The organism is Photobacterium sp. SKA34, assembly GCF_000153325.1.
Classification (GTDB): domain Bacteria; phylum Pseudomonadota; class Gammaproteobacteria; order Enterobacterales; family Vibrionaceae; genus Photobacterium.
The window spans coordinates 72943-94157 of record NZ_AAOU01000019.1 but is presented as its reverse complement, the minus strand read 5'-3'; the positions used below and the strand labels follow the sequence as shown (position 1 = coordinate 94157).

Sequence of the window (21215 nt, the reverse complement as noted above, 5' to 3'; positions counted from 1 at the left end):
CTCACCGTTCAGTGTGATTATTTGCATTTATTCTTCCAACTCAACGATAGAGCGTGATCCCTCGCTAGCTCTGACCATCAATTGATTCTCCTATTGATTACAAATCGTTACACTTACGATGCAAAAATGTTACCAATACAAATAGGAATAATGTGATGACGGATACGCAGTGCAGTAATAACAGTCATTTTGATGTGATTATTATTGGTAGTGGCCCCGGCGGTGAAGGTGCTGCTATGGGATTAACTAAAGCCGGTTTCAACGTTGCGATTATTGAACGCGAAGACAGTGTTGGTGGGGGCTGTACGCACTGGGGAACGATTCCATCTAAAGCTCTGCGTCATGCTGTTAGTCGTATTATTGAATTTAATCAAAACCCACTTTATTGCAGAAATAACTCAACACTTCATAGTACCTTTAGCCAAATCCTCGGCCATGCCGAAGTGGTTGTAAATAAACAAACACGGATGCGCCAAGGGTTTTATGACCGTAACCAATGCCAAATCATTCATGGTGAGGCACGCTTTATTGCCAGTCACGATGTTGAAGTAACAAGCACTGACGGTAGCATTGAGCGCTACAGCGCTGATAAATTTATTATTGCGACAGGCTCTCGCCCTTACCATCCTGACGGTGTCGATTTTGATCACTCCCGCGTATATGACAGTGATTCAATTTTACGTTTAGAGCACGATCCTCGCCATATTATTATTTATGGTGCAGGCGTGATTGGTTGTGAATATGCATCTATTTTTCGAGGGCTTGGTGTTAAAGTTGACTTAATTAATACCCGCCAACGTTTGTTGGAATTTCTTGATAATGAAATATCAGACTCCCTGTCTTATCACCTCTGGAACAATGGGGTAATGATACGTAATGATGAGATCTTTGAAGAGATTGAAGGGACTGATGATGGGGTGATCCTACATCTACAATGTGGCAAGAAAATGCGTGCAGATTGTATTTTATATGCCAATGGCCGTACTGGTAATACCGATAAACTCGAGCTCGAACATGTTGGCTTAACCCCTGACTCTCGCGGACAACTCAACGTTAATCGTAGCTATCAAACCGAGGTCGATCATATTTATGCGGTCGGGGATGTGATTGGGTATCCAAGTCTTGCTAGTGCAGCCTATGACCAAGGTCGATTTGCAGCACAAGCGATCAGTAAAGGACAAGCTCAAGGGCAATTGATTGATCATATTCCAACAGGTATTTACACCATTCCTGAAATTAGCTCGGTGGGAAAAACAGAGCAGCAATTAACCGCTGAGAAGGTGCCGTATGAAGTGGGGCGCTCCCAATTTAAACATCTGGCTCGCGCGCAAATTGCAGGCACTGAAGTGGGTAGTTTGAAACTTTTATTCCATCGAGAAACCAAAGAAATTTTAGGTATTCACTGCTTTGGTGAGCGTGCTGCAGAAATTATTCACATCGGACAGGCGATCATGGAGCAAAAAGGCGAAGGTAATACGATTGATTATTTCGTCAATACCACCTTTAACTACCCGACAATGGCAGAAGCTTATCGAGTGGCTGCACTCAATGGTTTAAACCGTTTGTTCTAGCCTTATAGCTAAAAATATCAAGCCAATAAAAAACGGAGCCAATTGGCTCCATTTTTTATGCTACATATCAGTCAGCATTCATCATCCGATCATCCGGCTCTAAAATATCCGCCCAAGGCAGTCCTTCATCACCTAAGGTAATAAAATTTGGATTCTCTAATGTATTACGTTCGTTATAAGACAGCGGCGTTAAATGAGTATTAAGAATACGGCCACCCGCCTCTTCAACAATACACTGAGTTGCTGCAGTATCCCATTCACCCGTAGGTCCTAAGCGTAAGTAACAATCTACCGCGCCTTCTGCCACCAAACATGATTTTAATGCCGCAGAGCCTAAAGGCACAAGTTCATAGTTATAACTCGGATCTAAACGCGATGTGATTGAGCTAATATCTTGACGACGACTGATCGCAACAACAATCGACTTGGTATTCTCTTCATGATGATGAGTTGCAATTTTAACACTTTCACCTTCAGCGGTAATTTTATACGCACCTTTACCAGCATAAGCATAATAAGACACCCCAGAGACAGGCGCATAAACAACCCCCATGATCGGGCGGTTACCTTCAACTAACGCAATGATTGTCGCAAAATCACCACTACCTGCAATAAATTCTTGCGTACCATCTAATGGGTCAACTAACCAATAACGTTTCCATTGGCTACGCTCTGTTAATGGTACGCTAGCATCTTCTTCCGACAACACGGGAATATCAGGCGTTAGTTGTGTCAGTCGCTCCATCACTAACTTATGAGCCGCAAGATCAGCACTTGTCACCGGCGTATTATCATCTTTGATCTGTTTCTCAAACTGACCACGTTGATAGATATCTAAAATCAATTGACCTGATGCTCGAGCGATCTCAACCACATCAGGCAGTAAATGCGAATAGGCCATTGGTTACTCCTTTCGTGCTAATTGCTTCAATGCTAAAAATAATGCGGTAATACTCCGCGCTTCGGCAAAATCAACATGCGTCAGAAGCTCTTCTGCTTGTGCTAATGGCCAACGAATAATATCTAACGGTTCTGGCTCATCACCTTCAAGTTTTTCAGGATACAGATCCTGCCCTAAAAACAATGTCATGCGACTGGAAAAATAAGATGGGGCTAATATTACTTCCTTTAATGGTTGTAGTTGATGGGCACCAAAACCAATTTCTTCTTTTAATTCACGATTGGCCGCTTCAGTAGGTGTTTCCCCTTCATCAATTAAGCCTTTGGGGAAGCCTAATTCATAACGTTCAGTACCTGCCGAATATTCGCGAATCAACAATAAGTCACCTTGTTCCGTCACTGGGACAATCAGCACCGCATGGCGACCACTTGGCTTCATACGTTCATAGGTACGCTCAACACCGTTAGAAAAACGTAAATCCAATGATTCAATTTTAAACAGTCGTGATTGAGCAACAACCTCTGCAGATAAGATTTGAGGTTTATCTTTACTTATCGCCATCTTAAAGCCCTATGTCATGTTATCGCGAAGAAAAATTTTGTTTATGCCTAACCTCATTAAAAGCTAATCACGCAGATAAATAAAGAGGCAGTCTACTTAGACTGCCTCTTACTATTCACTTTGTGATTAATAACCACTCAAATCGCAACGATTAGATAATTACAAACGCCCTGAGTAATTAATTTTGTATTGCCCTTTTGAGTCAGGATCGCCTAACCATTTTAATTGTTGAGACAATTGTTCAGGGAATGTTGCCCCCGGTTTAAACCATCCCGATAGGCTGTAACCATTATTTTTAGCTAAGTTTGCTTTCCAATCACTACTAACATCATCGGATGACTGTGAGGCTTTAGCTAAAATAGCGCCTTCTTGACAACTTAAATCTGCAAAAACAGGGCCGGGGTTAATATTCCCCATTGGCGTTGACGCATTACCTTGCGCCCAAGCCAACGTTGCATTCAAGGTTTTACAATACGGCGCGGCATACACATAATCACGTACAGTAAGTTCAATATTACCTGTAAATGTCAGCGGTACAGGTAATTTGGCATACAGCATGGCATTAGCTGCTGGTACTGAAACTAAGAGTTTTTCAGCAAACGGTCCCGAGGTGCTATAACCTACAATACCACTACCTTGTAGTTGCATATCACTGCCACGGCCAAATCGGACATCAAACGCGAGTTTACCTTTAAAGAGGCTACCCAGTTTCATATCCCATTGAATTTGACCTAAGTTTTGATTTTGCCACACAACTGTATTAGCAGAGCCTTGCCATAAGGTTCCTTGAATACCACTTAATGATAAACCCTGAACTTTTGGTGCTTGTTGCCATGCCCAATTAGCCGGTAAATGATCAATAGTACTGGCAATAAATACCACCCCAAATGTTGCGCCGATAGCGAGTTTAAATTTCACCTTTAACCTCGTCCTAACTGTAATCGGTTTACTTCAACCATACCGTTTTGATCTGTTTTCGAGATATCAATAAATTGCGTTTCAATCCCAAAGTTATCTTGCAGGTAAGACAGCCAATTAAGTAGTGTGTTAAACGGCACAGGCTTTACCCAAACTTGAATCGCATCATTACGCGGTTGCATACGGATCAATTCAATCTTAAAACGTTCCGTCGTTTCATTTACCACTTGGTTAAGCCCTTTGTCACTCACGTTAACCGTACCACCAGCACGTTTAAACGCAGTGATCTTATTTGCCTTACCTTCAACCCAAGATAATAGCTGACGTTCACTTTGAATACGTGTTTGCGCTAATTCAGTCCGTTGGTTTAATGGTTGCCACAATCCCCAATAGAAAATAGCCAACAACAACGCGCTTGCTGCACCAATGACAAGATATTGTTCGCGCTGACTTAATGCTTTCCACCATGCTTTTATTTCTGCCATTATGCTTTTCTCCTTAGCACGACAGCACCACTAACTAAGCCATCTTCTTTGCTTAATTGCCCTTGCTCAACGGTAAAGTCTTTCGTCAATACACTGCGTAATTTCTCAAAATCTTGGAAGTCAGAAGCTGTTGCTTGTAAACGTAGTTCACCCCGCTTTTGATCGTATTTAAGATTAACGACTTTTACACTTGGGGCTTTTGCCAATGCTGGTTTTAGTTCAGATAACCACATTAAGATGCCATTATCTGAACCTTGTCCACCTAAACTTTTCAGTGCCGCATTCATTTGGTTTTTCAAATAACTCTGTGACGGAATACGTTTAAATTGGGGTAACACTTTGCGGAAAATACGTTCACTTTCAGTACGGTACGCTTTGGCTTGATGCTCTAACTGTTGTAACTCCATCACGTGTTCTCCGACTACAGCTACAAGTACTAAACTTGCGGCAATCGCGACTTTACGCCATGGTTTTAAATGCTTACGCCAAGCAGCTTGTGGTTTATAAGCCCCTGATAGTAAATTGACTTTACTTCCCGCAGCCCCTAACGCTAACAGTTGCATTACGAGCTCTGGAGCATGTGCTTGCCAACGCCCACTGACACCTTGAGGTGCTGATGTATAGTGATGTATCACAACTTGACTTGGGTTTGATTCAACATCAGCTACCGCAGATTCAATGGCAGCTTGCTCTGCCTCTTCGTCGCCGTCCTCGTCATCATCACTTGCTGCTAACACAATTGGCGCTTTTTGGGCACTGATCCATGCATCTAACCAGCTCGTTTCCGCACAAACCCCCATAAACTCTGATTGACGGATCAACCATTGCCCTTCGATTTCAGCAGCACTATAACCATCATCAAACAACGGCAAACACAAACAGTCTGGAATAACTTTTTTTAGCTCTAAACCACATTCTTTAAATGCTGATAACCATTGCAGCATCTTTTGATGCTCAATAAGCGCGACCGTTGCTACATCATCTTCCCGATTAAGCAACTGAACATGTAAACTATCAACATCCTGCGCCAATTCTTCTTCTAAGAGATAAGGTAAAACGGCTGTCAATTGGCGGCTACTGCCTGCAGGAATGGCGACTTGTGTTAATAGCATCTCACTGGTAGGTACCAAACCATATACAGGCCGAGTGCCTGCATATTCCACTAGCTGATCTAATTGCGTAATATCAGCTAACTGACCAGATGCAATCACTTCGTTCTGCTGTGGCGACCAGACAAGCCATTGCACCGGCATCTCAGGCCGACTACTCAGTCTTATCGTCAGAAATTCGCTCACGGATTCCTCCATACTGGCGACGTACTACCGTCACCTTGTTATTATCATCTCGTTTAAATAGCGCCACAGATCGTAATCTGGCGCGATCTATTTGTATTTCAGCATCTAATGAAAAATAGTTACTGCTGACCGTTAAGTACTTTTTCTGTTGTTCTTGTTTATTGGCTTGATCGCCTTGTGGTAGCTCTTTCATGAAATCATCAACGCTATCCCACCCTTTACGACGGGCATCGCGATCTTTAATAATTTTCTTTGCAGCATCCAATGAAAGCTCTGGCGAAAATAAGGCTGACAGTAATACAGCCTGCCTTTGAGTGATCGTATTTACGTTTAGTTTAAAATCATCAGTTGGCAATGCACACACACACCCTTTTACTTTCTCATAAATATCAGCGGTAACACCGTTAATCGCACGTAATTCACTGCGATCCGCTAACCAACCATTAGGAGGTAAGTAAGGGGGCTGAAATGCTTCATAAGTGCTGTCTTCACCACCATAGCTTGATTGTACCGTGGTATTCTTATCAATAAATTCCCAGCTAGAATCTGCGATTAGTTCTGCAGAATAATCATCAACACCACTGTCGATCATGATGTTTTGAAAGTAAGTCACCAAAAATGGCTGCTTACTACCATCAGCGACTGGTTGTACAGCACCAAGTGCATTAATATTAAAACAAGCTTGCTTATCAAACATACTACCTGTGACTACCGCACCATCAATAGGATAGGTTTTATCTTCTATTGCCCATGGCTGAGTTAAATCAATAATCTTGCTGTCTTTAAACGTTAAAGCCAGACCTTTTTCGGCTAACGCCTCAACGCCTAAACTGTACCAATACGCCTGCTGATGCTGAATTTGATTCTCAACACGATGAAAATTATGTTGTAAACGCCCTGTCATTTGTACAGCGATCAAGCTCATTAACGCCACCAGCAAGAGCACCACAATTAATGCGACACCGCGCTGTTTTTTCATCATAGTGATTGCTCCGACTCAGCCGGTAATGCAGATTTAGGCACTAGATAAATACGCTCAATTTCACCAAAATCTTTAAGCGTCATCGTCACTTTAATACCTTCTGGTAATTTATTTGCGGTATCCCATTCATCTTGCCATTCTTTATTGGTGAAGAAGGAAAACTGTAATTTAGTCACACCATCTAATAGCACCTTAACCAGTGGTTTTTCACCAATAACATTATCTGGATAATGAAACCAAACACGCTCTAATTGATCGTCAACCACACGATAGCCAACACGAGTAACATCACCGCGCGGAAACATGGCTTGGGGATTTTGCCAGCCCGAACGCACGAACATGATCCCATCACTACTCGAATCCAAAAGGTACTCACCAACTTGTAACACTTTATCGTTTGGATCTTCGCCATTAAGCCTACTTTTACGGGCAACAATTTGACGAAAATCATTATCCATCACAATCGTGGCACGCTGTATTTCTTTTAATCTTTGGTTATGATCTTTTGATTGCGCATCACTACGCATCACGTTATTCATGACTTGATAAGCAGATAAGCTCAACATGGCAAAGACGGCTATCGCAACAAGTACTTCCAGTAACGTAAAACCGCGCTGGCGGGAATGATTAATTAACGACATAAGTCTTTACCGTTATTACCGAATGTTCACGCTGTGGATCGCTTGCTACCGAAATTTCAATTTGGCGTAATAATTTCTGCTGCGTTTTGATACTTTTTACCGTCCAATACCACTCACGATCAGCTAATGTTGATTTACCTGTCTTACTTGAGGTTGGATACTGACCGCTTAAATGTAATTGTGCGAGTTCATTATCAGCCACTATCGCAGCAAAGGTTTTTTCTTCTAAATAGCCCAACGTATTTAAGTGTTGGCTGACCGCTTTCATAATACTCAGCGCAGCAACAGCAAAAATGGCTAATGCAACTAACACTTCTAATAAGGTAAAGCCTTGTTTACTTCTCACGTTTTGTTGCCTGTTCTAAGGTTTCACCTGGCTTAAGCAAGACTAAATTACCCACCTCATCGGCGCTGACTCGCCAAAATTGATTTTCACCGTCGACCTCAAAACTTAGAGTAAACGGCGTGTATTCACCACTGGCCATAACCACAATTTGAGGTTTGATCTTTTTCTTTTCTTCGTCTGACTTTGTAAATAAGTCTTCATCTTTAAACAGTGAATCTGATTTAAAAAGTCGGTCTTTATCTTTCCATGCTCCGCCAATTTCAACCTGAGTTGTAATAGCGTTATCTAACTTCACATCAGTATAAAATTTGGCACCTTCTAACGGTTGCCAGCCATCTTGGGTTAATTGCAAAAAATTATATTGGTGTGGCTCAACACGAATGCCGTAGTCCACACCATTAAGCATTGCATCCTCACCCAATAGTTGGGCGAGGTGATGAAAACGTACAGCTTGCTCTTTTACCTCATCTCGTTTGTTATCCGGTAAAGTTGAAATCACCGCAACTGCGCTGGTTGCGAGTAACACCAGCACCAACATCATTTCAATGAGAGTAAAACCTGCACTACGTTTCATCATAAATACTTATTACTTCTTGTTGTAATCCAACATGTTCCAGTTGCCGATGTCGGTATTCACACCATCACCACCTTCTTGACCATCTGCGCCCAAACTAAAGATATCAATCGCGCCGTGCTCACCTGGTGCCACATAATGGTACTCATAACCCCAAGGATCTTTAGGTAGACGCTTAATGTAACCACCATCACGGTAATTACGTGGCTCAGGAGAAGATGACGGCTTAGTCACCAATGCCTCTAAACCTTGATCGGTTGTTGGATATACGCTGTTATCTAACTTGTACATTTCTAAAGACTGTTCAAGCGCACTAATATCCGTCACAACTTTTTGTTGGTCAGCTTTTTCTTTGTTACCTAATAGATTGGGAACGACTAAACTCGCTAATACGCCCAAAATCACAATTACCACCATTACTTCTAATAGGGTAAAACCACGTTGTTTTTGTTGCATTAAAACCTCCGAAGAAAAACTACATCCCAACCATGTTGTTCAGTTCAATAATTGGCATTAAGGTTGCGATAACAATAAACATTACCACCCCAGCCATAGCGACAATTAATAATGGCTCAAAGACCCCTAGTGCCATATTAACAAGTGATTCAAAATCACGATCTTGGTTATCTGCTGCACGGGTTAGCATTTGCTCTAACTCGCCGCTTCGTTCACCACTCGCGATCATGTGTAGCATCATCGGTGGGAACAATTTTGTTTGCTCAAGGGATACTCGTAGACTTCCCCCTTCACGTACATTATCTGCAGCAGATAAAATTTTCTTATTCACATACGTATTGGTCATGACATCAGAAGCGACCTTCATCCCATCTAGTAATGGAATCGCACTGGATGTACAAATCGATAATGTTCGCGCAAAACGTGAGGTATTTAACCCTCGTGCAACTTTACCAATCACTGGTACATGTAATATGCCGCGATCCCACTTCATACGATACTTTGGCTGCTTCAGGGCTGTTTTAATCAAAGTGATGATTGATATAATCACTATCACGACCACTAATCCCCAATGCTGAACAAAGTTACTTGCAGCCAATAACACTTCCGTAATGGTTGGTAATTGTTGCCCCATTTGTACAAATTGATCGACAATTTTAGGTACAACTGTTGCTAGCAAAAATGCCACCACAGATACCGCGACAAGCGTTAACATTATGGGATAAATCATCGCTTGCTGTAGTTTACTACGCATTTGTTGACGGTTTTCGGTATAGTCTGCCAAACGATTTAAAATCGTATCAAGGTGACCCGATTTTTCCCCCGCCGCCACCATCGCACGAAAGAGTTGGTCAAAAATATGGGGATATTCCGCCATGCTGTCAGCCAAGGTATACCCTTCCACTACCCTTGAACGCACCGCCAATAGAATGTTTTTTAAACGTGGTTTTTCGTTTTGCTCAGCAACCGCCTTGATACATTCTTCTAATGGCATTGACGCTTGTACCAGTGTTGCTAACTGACGCGTGATCAATGCAAGTTCATTTGTACTTATCCCACGTTTAAAGCTGAACGGTTTACGAGTCGTGGTTTTACTGCGACTTTGACCTGAGGTTTGAGTAACCTCTATCGGCACCATGCCTTTTTCACGTAATTGTTGGCGTACTTGACGGGCAGTATCCCCCTCAATCACCCCTTTTTTCTGTCGGCCTTTGGCATCTAAGGCTTTGTATTCAAATGCCGCCATTAACTCTCCTTCGTCACACGCATCACTTCTTCAAGTGTGGTGATCCCTTGACGTACTTTCGCTAAACCATCATCGCGAATACTTGGTGTATATTGACGCACATATTTCTCAATCGCTTGCTCACCCGCCTCACCATGGATCAACTCTTGTACCTGTTCATCCACCAGCAATAGCTCATGAATACCCGTACGACCACGATAACCTTTTTGGTTGCAGTGTTCGCAACCACTTGGGCGATATAATGTCAGTGGTTCAGATTCAGCTAAATTAAATAGCTTTTTCTGCTGGCTATCGGCTTCATAAGGCTGACGACAATCTTTACATAGCGTACGCACTAATCGCTGGGCTAACACCCCAAGCAATGACGATGACACTAAGAAGGGTTCAATCCCCATATCACGTAAACGGGTGATCGCACCGACCGCAGTATTAGTGTGAAGGGTTGATAACACCATATGACCAGTCAGTGATGCTTGAACAGCAATCGCTGCGGTTTCTAAATCACGGATCTCACCAATCATCACCACATCAGGATCTTGACGAAGAATGGCACGTAAACCACGCGCAAACGTCATATCAACTTTGCTGTTAACTTGAGTTTGTCCAATCCCATCAATATCAAATTCAATCGGGTCTTCTACTGTTAAAATATTGCGCTCAGCACTGTTAAGCTCTTGAAGACCTGCATATAAAGTCGTGGATTTACCCGAACCTGTCGGACCGGTGACCAAGATAATACCGTGTGGACGATCGATGATTTTTCTAAATGCTTGGTGATTTTCCGGCGTCATGCCTAAGCTATGCAAATCAAGACGTGTCGCGTTTTTATCTAATAAACGCAGTACTACTCGCTCACCATGAGAAGAAGGCATGGTTGATACACGTACATCAACCGCACGACCACCAATTCGCAGTGAAATACGACCATCTTGAGGAATACGTTTTTCTGCAATATCAAGTTTTGCCATAACCTTAATACGTGAAACAAGCAGCGGTGCCAATTTACGACTTGGCTGTAAAACCTCACTTAACATGCCATCGATACGAAAACGGATCGACAGCACTTTTTCAAAGGTTTCGATGTGAATATCAGATGCACCTTCTTTGATAGCTTCAGCCAACATGGCATTGATCAATTTGATAATAGGTGCATCATCTTCCGATTCCAGCAAATCTTCTGTTTCAGGTAAGTCTTCAGCAAGAGCAAAGAAGTCATCGCTATCAGAGCCCAAATCTTGCATTAACTGGCGTGCTTCTGATGAATCACGTTGGTATGCTTCTGTTAACTTTTGCTCAAACTCACTGTCATTTAATGCGATGGGCGTAAAACAGCAACCTAGCACTCGACGCACTTCAGCAAGTACTGCAGCAGACAGTTGTCCGCTGAAATAGAGTTGCCATCCTTGCTCACCTGCCTCTACCACCACATGATGACGCTTGGCAAAAGAGAAAGGTAATCGAAACGTTACCGTTGATTCTGTTTCTAAAAACCCATCAGCCATTAGCGTTGCTCCAACTGGGAAACAAAGGCACGCACTTCAGCCGGTAAATCCATGTCTTCACCGTATTTTGGTAATACTGGCATATCTGCGTCCATCAAACGCATACCTTGCTCAGCTTGGTATAACTGCTGCGCACGAATATAGTTATACTTACGCTGCGTTAAACCATCAGCACTCATCCCATCACGTAAGATGGTTGGACGAATGAAAACCATGAGATTTGTTTTTTCAGTTTGGTTATTGGTAGAGCGGAATAACGCACCAAGCACAGGAATATCACCTAAAATCGGTACTTTTTGCTCAGACTCAAGGGTCTTCTCTTGCATTAAGCCACCTAGCGCAATCATGTTACCGTCTTTAACCAATACCGATGTGGTTAGCTCTCGCTTATCAAAACGAATATCAACGGCACCATTAGCATCAGCCACTTGCGAGACAACCTGTTCAATCTTCATTTGAACAGAGTCACCTTCGTTGATCTGTGGGGTGACTTTAAGCTGAATACCGACATCCTTTCGCTCAACCGTAGTAAACGGATTATCGTTATTAGAGCCTGTTTGTGAACCAGTAGTCACAGGGACTTCCTGACCGACTGATAAATTCGCTTCTTGGTTATCGAGAACGGTCACGTTTGGTGTCGAAAGTACATTGACGTTACGGTTCTGCTTAATCGCAGTAACAAGTGCCGTCCAATCACCCATTGTGATCGCGGCAGCTGCACCTTTTATCCCCCCCAAAAATGCTGCCATTGGTGCTAAATCACCGCTTTCAGTTGTTTCGTAAGAGTACGGTTTACCATCAGCATCATATCGTGTTTCTGTTTTCGTTCTGTCTTTTGCTGCTTCTTGAGCTGACAATAGTCCGCCAATAGGTGCGCCACTGTTACCAAACTGAATCACACCGCCATCTTGTGAGCCAAATTGAACGCCAAAATTCACACCGTCACCTTCTTGTACTTCTACAATCATGGCTTCGATATGCACTTGTGCACGACGAATATCTAATTGAGAAATAATCGACTCAAGTTTATTCATCACGTCACTTGGCGCGGAAATAATCAGAGAGTTGGTCGCGTCATGAGCAGAAATCATGACTTCATCCTTACTCGATTGACTCACTTGTGGCGTGTTACTTTTATTTGCCGCTTGGATATTTTCAGACACACCTTTTAACACATCAACCATATCGGCAGCTTTGGCGTATTTTAAGTAAATAACGCGACTATTGCCGCTTGCTGCCATCTCTTTGTCAAGCTTATGAATCAAAGCTTTTAAACGTTCACGAACTTTAGGATCGCCTGAAATTAATACTGAGTTGGTACGCTCATCAGCCACCGCTTTCGGGATCAAAAAACCTGGAGTTGATTTCGCATCAGCACTTTTATTTAACGCCTCAACGATACGAACCATCTCAGGTGCCGACGCATTATTCAGCGACACGACGGTCACGTCTTTATTACCAGCACGATCGACACGCTCAATAATATCCGCTAAACGATTAACCACCGCAGCACGACCAGTGATCATAATGATATTGGCAGGATCGTAGTGAACAACATTACCTGCACCCGCATTATCGTTAAGTTGGCGCAATAATGGGGAAAGCTCTCGCACAGACACATTTTTGACTGCGATCACTCGTGTAACCACAGCATCGCCAGGAACATTACTGTCATTCGAGCCCACAACTGGGATCGCAGAGGTTTTGGCATCTTTATCACGAATAACTTTTAGTACGCCATCTTCCATTTCAACAACAGCAAAACCATAGACTTCCAATACGTTGAGGAAGAAACGGTAATATTGATCATCATTAAGAAGATCATAACTACGCACATTTACCTGACCACGAACCGCAGGATCAATAATGATAGTCTTATGTAATGAGCGTCCAACAATATTGATGAACTCTTGAATATCTGTCCCTTTGAAATTGGCACTTAGCTCATCTGCCATTACCGAACTACAAAGCAAGCTACTTGCTAACCATAGGGCACTTTTACCCATTAATTTTTTCACAAAAAACTCCTGCGTTTTCGTCTTTTTTGTCACGCAATGCACTGCTATTATTGCAGCTCAATGTGAATATCATGTACTTGACCGCCGCGTTCAACCGTCAAAGTAAAATCAGTTGCTGAAGAAAGCTCAGCCCAAAGTTTTGCCATCACACTTGGATCAGTCAGGCTATTACCGTTAATCGCTACCGCTAAGTCATTCGCCTTCAGACCAACAGAATCAAATAAAATTCGGTCTTTACCCGGATTCACTCGATACCCCTGTACTTCTCCATCTTTCTTCACTTGAGATAAGCGAATATAGCTAAATAGAGATTGAGGTTGAGCTAAAATTTTCTTTTTGATCTCAGCTAATTTGGAATTGTCGATATTCGGTTTAGTCGCGTTATTCGAAGCTGATTTTTGATTCACTGACTGAGATGATTTAGAAAATTTTAACCCTTCAAGCATTACGGTTTCATCACGACCACTGTTGCTAATAATAACGCGATCGTTATACACCGCTTTTAATGTCACACGGGTACCATCAACAACTTCATTAATACCATAAGTATTCTGCTTACCGTTATTTGTGATCACGGCAAAGGCGGATTGGGGATCACTGCTCGCGACAACCCCAACCAACTTTAAATTCAATCGCGTTTGTGGCGCGTCTTTTTTGACTGTGGCTTCAACGGGCTTTGGCTGCGCGTTATATTGCCCAAATAGATTCATGGACAATAAGTTACCTACATTAATATCAGATCCTGATGTGGCCACTTGTACTGACTTCGCTTGCCAAGGTGCCACTGTCGTTGATGGCGCTAATAACATCCATACCATACGACCAGAAATCCACGCTAAAATAACCACTAGTAGCCACGTTAGTAGTCGTGTAAGTGTACGCTGAGATAGCGGGCGCTTTGTGGTCAAAGCGGGCAGCCATGTAGATACTTGCATAGTGGGAATCCATTCAATGAATATCGGGAGCTATATAACCGTTCCCTATATAAACAAGGGTTATTGTAATCAACTTTTATGATCTCCTTTTAACACTTTGAATGCTATTCATTATTGTAAAAAAGAAGCAAATAACTCAAAAGACTAACGATAATTTGTAATAAATTCTTCGTTGATGATTGAAAACCCCGATTAACATCACCATTTATTAGAAATACGTGATAGCTGACGCTATTAAAACAATGTGATATTTTATCGCCCCTTTGAATAAAGGAACCGTTATGGGTCAAGCGACATCCGAACTAAAACAGGTTCGTCTTGATAAATGGTTATGGGCTGCACGTTTTTATAAGACTCGTTCTGTTGCTCGCGCGATGATTGATGGCGGCAAAGTGCAATATAACGGGCAACGCTCAAAACCAAGTAAAATGGTTGAAGTTGGCGCTGAAGTAAAATTACGCCAAGGTAACGATGAAAAAACCGTTACCATCGAAAAGATCTCTGATACCCGCCGTGGTGCACCGGAAGCACAATTGCTATATCAAGAAACAACACAAAGTATTGAATTACGGGAACGCCATGCACAAATGCGCAAACTCAATGCTTTTGATAGTCCGAGTCCGATCAAACGACCAGATAAAAAACAACGTCGTGACATCATGAGATTCAAAAACATCAATACATCAGAATAAAAGGTTGCCAACCTTTATCAATTCATCACTGGTAATAGCAGAGTGCTTTATATCAAGTAAGCCAAATGCTGAGCCACATGAGTTCATGAAGTACTGGGTATAACGCATTTAGATGCACTACCACATATGATGCAAGGTTGGCACCACAGCTGGAGAGAAAGAGAACATGACACAAGATTTTTTAAACCGTTACCTATTTGATGGCGTTTCAGTACGTGGTGAATTAGTACAGTTAGGTGATACTTACCAACAAATCCTTTCATCAACAGACTACCCAGCGCCGATCAGAACACTACTAGGTGAATTGTTAGTCGCAACTAGCCTCTTAACCGCCACATTAAAATTTGAAGGCTCAATCACCGTACAAGTACAAGGTGATGGTCCTGTTAGTCTTGCTGTTATTAACGGTGACCAAAATCAAAAACTACGCGGTGTGGCTCGTTGGGAAGGTGATATTAAAGAAGGTAGCTCTATCCATGAGCTTATGGGTAAAGGCTACATGGTGATCACGGTTCTTCCTACCAAAGGTGAGCGTTACCAAGGTGTCGTTGGCCTTGAAGGTGATACCATGGCCGAATGTTTAGAGGGTTACTTTAAAAACTCTGAACAGCTAAAAACTCGCATCTGGTTACGTACCGGTGAGTTTGAAGGTCAACCTAAAGCCGCAGGTATGCTATTGCAAGTAATGCCAGATGGTCAGGGCAGTGAAAGCGATTTTGAGCACTTAGAAACAATTACTGATACGGTCAAAGATGACGAGCTATTTAGCTTAGACGCACAGGATCTACTTTACCGTTTATACCACCAAGAAGAAGTAAAAGTATTCGAACCACAAGCAGTCAGCTTTGAATGTAGCTGCTCACGCGATCGTAGTGGTTCAGCTGTTATTAGCCTTCACCCTGATGAGATTGAAAAAATCTTAGCGGAAGACGGAAAAGTGTCACTTCATTGTGATTACTGTGGTGCCGACTATGACTTCGATAGCATTGATATTGCAGCACTTCGTGAAAATGCAGGCAATGCTGACGATAGCAAGGTTCATTAATTCTCGCTCCGTATTAAGCCTGAAATATAATTACAAAGCCGGCATATATGCCGGCTTTCTCATATTAAAAACCAACATTCCAACCAAAACTTGAAAGTGAATCACTAAAAAACGCTTCTTTTTTCACCAGAAATAATAATTCAACCCTCTAGCTTTCTGCTTTAACCGCCCTGTAAACTAAATAAAAACATCTAATTCACACGCCCATTAGCCTTATAAAAGTTGTGGTTATTTTATGATGTATATCCCTGATTTAGCCCGTTATGGTTGCTAGCATGGTTAATAGTTAAACAACATCTTACCCAAGGAGCGCCAATGAGCACAATGTGTGTCGATAATAAGGTTGCAACGAGCATGGATTTGTCCCAATACGGAATACTCAATGTTACAGATGTTATTCGTAATCCTTCTTACGAAATACTATTCGCAGAAGAGACGAAAACAGATTTGAAAGGGTTTGAAAAAGGCATTGTCACCGAGCTCGGTGCGGTTGCTGTTGATACAGGGATATTTACCGGCCGTTCACCACAAGATAAATTTATTGTAAAAGACAACACTACCCAAGATACCTTGTGGTGGTCAGATCAAGGCAAAAACGATAATAAGCCACTTAGCCAACAAGCATGGCATGATCTTAAATCTCTCGTAACAACGCAACTCTCTAACAAGCGTCTTTTTGTGGTAGATGGCTATTGTGGCGCAAATCCTGATACACGTATATGTATTCGGGTGATCACTGAAGTCGCTTGGCAAGCACACTTCGTTAAAAACATGTTTATTCGTCCAACAGAAGCTGAGTTAGAAACATTTGAACCCGACTTCGTGATCATGAATGGCTCAAAGTGTACTAACCCTAAATGGCAAGAGCACGGCATGAATTCAGAGAACTTCACGGTATTTAACCTCTCTGACAAAATACAACTTATTGGTGGTACATGGTATGGCGGCGAGATGAAAAAAGGGATGTTCGCGATGATGAACTACTTTTTACCTCTCAAAGGTATTGCCTCTATGCATTGCTCGGCCAATATAGGAGAAAATGGTGATACCGCTATCTTTTTTGGCTTATCTGGCACAGGTAAAACAACTTTATCGACTGATCCTAAACGGGCATTAATTGGTGATGATGAACATGGCTGGGACGATAACGGTGTGTTTAACTTTGAAGGTGGATGTTATGCAAAAACCATTAACCTTTCAAAAGAAGCTGAACCTGATATCTACCAGGCTATTCGTCGTGATGCGTTACTGGAAAACGTAACAGTACGTAATGATGGTTCTATCGATTTTAATGATAATTCAAAAACAGAAAACACCCGCGTTTCTTACCCAATTTATCATATCGATAATATCGTAAAACCTATCTCAAAAGGTGGTCATGCCAATAAGGTTATTTTCTTATCGGCAGATGCTTTCGGTGTTTTACCTCCGGTATCAAAGCTAACACCCGAGCAAACTAAATATCACTTCTTGTCAGGTTTTACTGCAAAACTCGCGGGAACGGAACGTGGTATTACAGAGCCGACCCCCACCTTCTCTGCGTGTTTTGGGAATGCCTTTTTAACACTTCACCCAACAAAATATGCTGAAGTGTTAGTGAAACGCATGGAAGCAGCGGGAGCTGAAGCCTATTTAGTCAATACAGGCTGGAATGGCACAGGTAAACGTATTTCGATCCAAGATACTCGTGGCATTATTGATGCGATTTTAGATGGCTCGATTGATAGCGCACCAACGAAACAAATTCCTATTTTCAATTTAACCGTGCCGACGGCATTACCTGGTGTCGCCACTGAGATCCTAGATCCTCGTGATACCTATACCGACCCACTGCAATGGGAAAGTAAGGCCAAAGATCTTGCAAGTCGATTTATCGCAAACTTCGATAAATATACCGATACCGCAGAAGGCGAATCTTTAGTCAAAGCAGGCCCGCAGCTCGATTAAGTATCAAACAACCAAGCCCCTATTAATAGGTAATAGGGGCTTTTTTTATATCTCGCATCATTAGGCTAATGTCAGTTCAATAGCCATAGCGTGCCTCAAATCCAACTCACATCTCTTGCCAAGTACTGATATTTACGCCAATCTCATCATATAGATAATAAAATGTGCTAATGGCTTTCAGGAAATGAATTATGCGTTGGGTTGCCAAACTTATTGCTTCTGTATTACTGCTTGGCGGACTGAGTATCGCGGCACTGATCGTATTGCTACAAACCCGCTACGCAACTCCTTTACTCAACCATACCCTCGCCTTTTTCTCCCACTATCAGTTAGCTGAAACACAGTTACACTATGATATAAAACAACCACTACAAATAACGCTTCAACCGCTAACCGTAAAAAAAGCGAATGAAACCTTATTGTCAGTTCACAGTATTACTCTCGAACTTTCATCACGTTCATTACAAACACAGCATCTAACTTTTTCTAACGTCATTATTGATGGGATCGATTTACATCATCAGCAATGGGATAAATTTGAACACCTCCCTGTATTTTCTATTGATCGTTTAGCGATTAATGATCTCTCAATCGCCACTCCAACGATAACAATCAACCGTGCACAGCTTCAAATCGATAATTGGCAATATAGTGATCACCAACAACCATGGTGGCAGCAATTTAGTGGACAGTTTCAATTAAGTGCGCCTCAAATAACATGGCACAATCAAACGCTAGAAAATCTGTTATTAAACGGAACAAAACAGAAACAACAGTGGCAACTGACAGGATTTTCTGGGAAGTGGCAACAAGCGGACTTTAATGGCACAGCAGACTATAACAGTGACACCCAGTTATTCACGTTAGATAAACTCACGCTAATTAACCTTCGCATCCAACAATCACAACCCTTGCTGACATGGTCGCAATGGCTAGCAGATGCCACGCTCGTTCGTCATATCAGGATTAAGCGCGCTGACATTCTAGACAGCAGTATTGAACAACCTAATTGGGCTGCCGATGATATTAATTTGTCATTAGAAAATTGGTCATGGCCTAACAGTTACTGGCAACAAGATAACGCCCATTTATCTGTCAGTGCCAGTAATGCGAAATGGCACGATATCGTATTTGAACAACCGATCGTTGAGCTGAATTTCATGCCGGAAAAGATTAACAGTCAGGGGATTTCGGCTCAGTTGCTCGATGGCTATATAAGTATGGATGGAGAGATTACACCAGATAAAGTTAAACTAAAAAAATTGTTTATCTCAGGTATAAAAGGCTTTCTTCCTCCAAAATGGTTCCATACTGCAAAGACATTGACCTCAAGACTATCAGAGCTAACTATCGATAAGCTTGATATCAATAATATACAGTTAACATCTACAAATACTCAATTACCGTTTCAACTCGCCGGGATATATATTGATGGTAACGATGTGGTAGTAAAGCATCAACATCAATGGGGACTATGGCAAGGTAATCTTGATACTAGTCTAGGCTTTGCCAGCATCAACCAAATTGTTTTTGTCGATCCGATTGTAGAAATGACCAGTTTTAATGGCGATTGGGTCATCGATAAATTTATCTTACCTTTTACTGATGGCATGCTAAAAGCTGACGCGAATATTCAATTAGCGCAACAAGGTCAGCCTTGGTCTCTTTCTATCTCTGGTGATAGTGTTCCCGCCGCTCTCATTTATCGTTGGTTCAAATTACCACTACCATTAAAGGGTAAAATTGACGGAACAATACATGCAAAAGGATTAGCAAGTAATCGCCAAAGCTTCAATTACAGTTTATCTGGGCAAACCGCTCTCACCTTTAGAGATATTCATTTAGATAATATTGCACCAACACAATTACTCGATAACTGGAAAACGAAAGGAAAGTTATTTGGTATGGCATTAGATAACAACAATGAAAACAGCGATAGTCACACCCAAGCTTTAACGCTATCACCACTGAAAACCACCGCAGAAAGAGGGAAAATCACTATCCCAACTTGGCTTGCAAGCAATGATAATTTTAGCCTATCACTCACCAGTCATTGGGATCTGGCGATCCCAAAACAGCAACAACTAGAATGGGTATTAAAGGAAAACTGCCAACAAGTCGATCGTCGTTGGCATGCCGATCAAACAGAAGTGAATTCGTTTTCGACGTGTAGCGGTAAGATCAAATAAGTACCGGTAAAACTAGAAGCAACTTTACCGCCGCTATACACATTCACATCAATGCTGATGCGCCCCTTACGACCTTTCGCTAAGCGATCAATATCACCGCGTAAATCTTCTATGGTGCTCACCGCTTTAGGTCGCTCTGTCACAGGGGCTGAATAACGGATATGGCTATCAACCAAAATGATATTACCTTCTAACCCTCGTTCTTTCAGCAATAACCAAATAAAACCCCAGCCCGCTAAGGTTGCCATGGTAAAAATGCTACCCGCAAACATAAACTCATTAGGGTTTAGATTGGCATTGAACAGCGCACTTACTTCAAAGCGATAACCTGTATATTGGTTGATTTTTATCCCCATTTTATCGCTGATCGGGATCTGTTGTTGCCACAGTGTCTGTAGCTCCTGACACCATTCCGGATGACGCACAACTTCATTCAATGGCTCAAGATGTTTAAGCATTTGTTGGTGACGAACAGGGCCTCGTTCATCACTCAGTTCACCTTCACTGGCAAAGCCATTTTTTAAATAAAACGGGATTGCATCTTCACGAGCGTTACACACCATGCGCTTAGCACCGTCTTGCCTTGCTAGTGATTCTAGGGCCATTAAAATTAAGCCACCTAAACCATGGTGACGTACATCAGGATCAACCGCCATATAACGTACTTGTCCTTCATTATCAGGCGTTAAATATAAACGCCCAATCGCCACCACCTGATCACGATTATTGATGATCATACGATGTTCACTCAGTTCATCATACGCATCTCGTTCAGAGCCTTGCGGCATTTGCCAAGGTTCACGCAACATCCGCCAACGAAAATGGTAATAGCTCGCCAACTGCTCATCTGTTTGAGGCGTCACTAATCGAAACATGAATTCCCTCTCTTTCCATTCTCGGTTTATGGAGTA

Annotated in this window: 20 protein-coding genes; 5 read left to right on the top strand and 15 right to left on the bottom strand. The window is 42.2% G+C overall.

Annotated features, from left to right (window positions below; all coding sequences use genetic code 11):
* Positions 1-155 precede the first annotated feature (155 nt).
* Positions 156-1571: a Si-specific NAD(P)(+) transhydrogenase gene (sthA, locus tag SKA34_RS00440; protein WP_006643528.1), complete on the top strand. Its 1416-nt coding sequence runs from the start codon at positions 156-158 to the stop codon at positions 1569-1571.
* A gap of 67 nt (positions 1572-1638) precedes the next feature.
* Here sthA and cysQ read toward each other — a convergent pair whose 3' ends face one another.
* The 14 genes from cysQ to gspC form a co-directional block, all read right to left on the bottom strand.
* Positions 1639-2472, bottom strand: a complete 834-nt coding sequence (gene cysQ, locus SKA34_RS00435) for a 3'(2'),5'-bisphosphate nucleotidase CysQ (RefSeq protein WP_006643527.1) — start codon at positions 2470-2472, stop codon at positions 1639-1641.
* 3 nt (positions 2473-2475) lie between these two features.
* Positions 2476-3033, bottom strand: a complete 558-nt coding sequence (gene nudE, locus SKA34_RS00430; RefSeq protein ID WP_006643526.1) for an ADP compounds hydrolase NudE — start codon at positions 3031-3033, stop codon at positions 2476-2478.
* 159 nt (positions 3034-3192) lie between these two features.
* Positions 3193-3951 (bottom strand): type II secretion system protein N, encoded by a 759-nt coding sequence (locus tag SKA34_RS00425; RefSeq protein WP_006643525.1) that lies wholly within the window; start codon positions 3949-3951, stop codon positions 3193-3195.
* Positions 3952-3953: 2 nt separating this feature from the next.
* Complete coding sequence (locus tag SKA34_RS00420; protein WP_006643524.1) at positions 3954-4436, bottom strand: type II secretion system protein M; 483 nt, start codon at positions 4434-4436, stop codon at positions 3954-3956.
* Positions 4436-5731: a type II secretion system protein GspL gene (gspL, locus tag SKA34_RS00415; protein WP_232284192.1), complete on the bottom strand. Its 1296-nt coding sequence runs from the start codon at positions 5729-5731 to the stop codon at positions 4436-4438. The genes SKA34_RS00420 and gspL overlap by 1 nt, the downstream gene beginning before the upstream one ends.
* A complete protein-coding gene (gspK, locus tag SKA34_RS00410; protein WP_006643522.1) occupies positions 5700-6713 on the bottom strand; it encodes a type II secretion system minor pseudopilin GspK in 1014 nt (337 codons plus the stop codon). Before gspK ends, gspL begins: the two co-directional genes overlap by 32 nt.
* Positions 6710-7354 (bottom strand): type II secretion system minor pseudopilin GspJ, encoded by a 645-nt coding sequence (gene gspJ / locus SKA34_RS00405; protein ID WP_006643521.1) that lies wholly within the window; start codon positions 7352-7354, stop codon positions 6710-6712. Before gspJ ends, gspK begins: the two co-directional genes overlap by 4 nt.
* Complete coding sequence (gene gspI / locus SKA34_RS00400) at positions 7341-7700, bottom strand: type II secretion system minor pseudopilin GspI (protein WP_006643520.1); 360 nt, start codon at positions 7698-7700, stop codon at positions 7341-7343. The genes gspJ and gspI overlap by 14 nt, the downstream gene beginning before the upstream one ends.
* Positions 7690-8277: a type II secretion system minor pseudopilin GspH gene (gene gspH / locus SKA34_RS00395; protein ID WP_005372552.1), complete on the bottom strand. Its 588-nt coding sequence runs from the start codon at positions 8275-8277 to the stop codon at positions 7690-7692. Before gspH ends, gspI begins: the two co-directional genes overlap by 11 nt.
* Positions 8278-8286: 9 nt before the next feature.
* Positions 8287-8730 (bottom strand): type II secretion system major pseudopilin GspG, encoded by a 444-nt coding sequence (gene gspG, locus SKA34_RS00390; protein ID WP_005372551.1) that lies wholly within the window; start codon positions 8728-8730, stop codon positions 8287-8289.
* Positions 8731-8749: 19 nt separating this feature from the next.
* A complete protein-coding gene (gene gspF, locus SKA34_RS00385) occupies positions 8750-9976 on the bottom strand; it encodes a type II secretion system inner membrane protein GspF (protein ID WP_006643519.1) in 1227 nt (408 codons plus the stop codon).
* On the bottom strand, positions 9976-11478 hold the full coding sequence (gene gspE, locus SKA34_RS00380; RefSeq protein WP_006643518.1) for a type II secretion system ATPase GspE: 1503 nt from the start codon (positions 11476-11478) through the stop codon (positions 9976-9978). The genes gspF and gspE overlap by 1 nt, the downstream gene beginning before the upstream one ends.
* A complete protein-coding gene (gspD, locus tag SKA34_RS00375; RefSeq protein ID WP_006643517.1) occupies positions 11478-13496 on the bottom strand; it encodes a type II secretion system secretin GspD in 2019 nt (672 codons plus the stop codon). The genes gspE and gspD overlap by 1 nt, the downstream gene beginning before the upstream one ends.
* A gap of 47 nt (positions 13497-13543) precedes the next feature.
* On the bottom strand, positions 13544-14431 hold the full coding sequence (gene gspC / locus SKA34_RS00370) for a type II secretion system protein GspC (protein ID WP_006643516.1): 888 nt from the start codon (positions 14429-14431) through the stop codon (positions 13544-13546).
* A 281-nt stretch (positions 14432-14712) separates the two neighbouring features.
* On the opposite strand from gspC, the gene hslR reads away from it, so the two are divergent.
* The 4 genes from hslR (at position 14713) to SKA34_RS00350 (ending at position 20304) form a co-directional block, all read left to right on the top strand.
* On the top strand, positions 14713-15123 hold the full coding sequence (gene hslR, locus SKA34_RS00365) for a ribosome-associated heat shock protein Hsp15 (RefSeq protein ID WP_006643515.1): 411 nt from the start codon (positions 14713-14715) through the stop codon (positions 15121-15123).
* Positions 15124-15289: 166 nt separating this feature from the next.
* Positions 15290-16168: an Hsp33 family molecular chaperone HslO gene (hslO, locus tag SKA34_RS00360; protein ID WP_006643514.1), complete on the top strand. Its 879-nt coding sequence runs from the start codon at positions 15290-15292 to the stop codon at positions 16166-16168.
* 315 nt (positions 16169-16483) lie between these two features.
* Positions 16484-18115, top strand: a complete 1632-nt coding sequence (gene pckA / locus SKA34_RS00355; protein ID WP_006643513.1) for a phosphoenolpyruvate carboxykinase (ATP) — start codon at positions 16484-16486, stop codon at positions 18113-18115.
* 191 nt (positions 18116-18306) lie between these two features.
* Positions 18307-20304: an AsmA family protein gene (locus tag SKA34_RS00350; protein ID WP_006643512.1), complete on the top strand. Its 1998-nt coding sequence runs from the start codon at positions 18307-18309 to the stop codon at positions 20302-20304.
* Here the strand turns inward: SKA34_RS00350 and SKA34_RS00345 are convergent.
* A complete protein-coding gene (locus tag SKA34_RS00345) occupies positions 20256-21179 on the bottom strand; it encodes a bifunctional GNAT family N-acetyltransferase/hotdog fold thioesterase (RefSeq protein ID WP_005372529.1) in 924 nt (307 codons plus the stop codon). The genes SKA34_RS00350 and SKA34_RS00345 overlap by 49 nt on opposite strands.
* Positions 21180-21215: the final 36 nt, after the last annotated feature.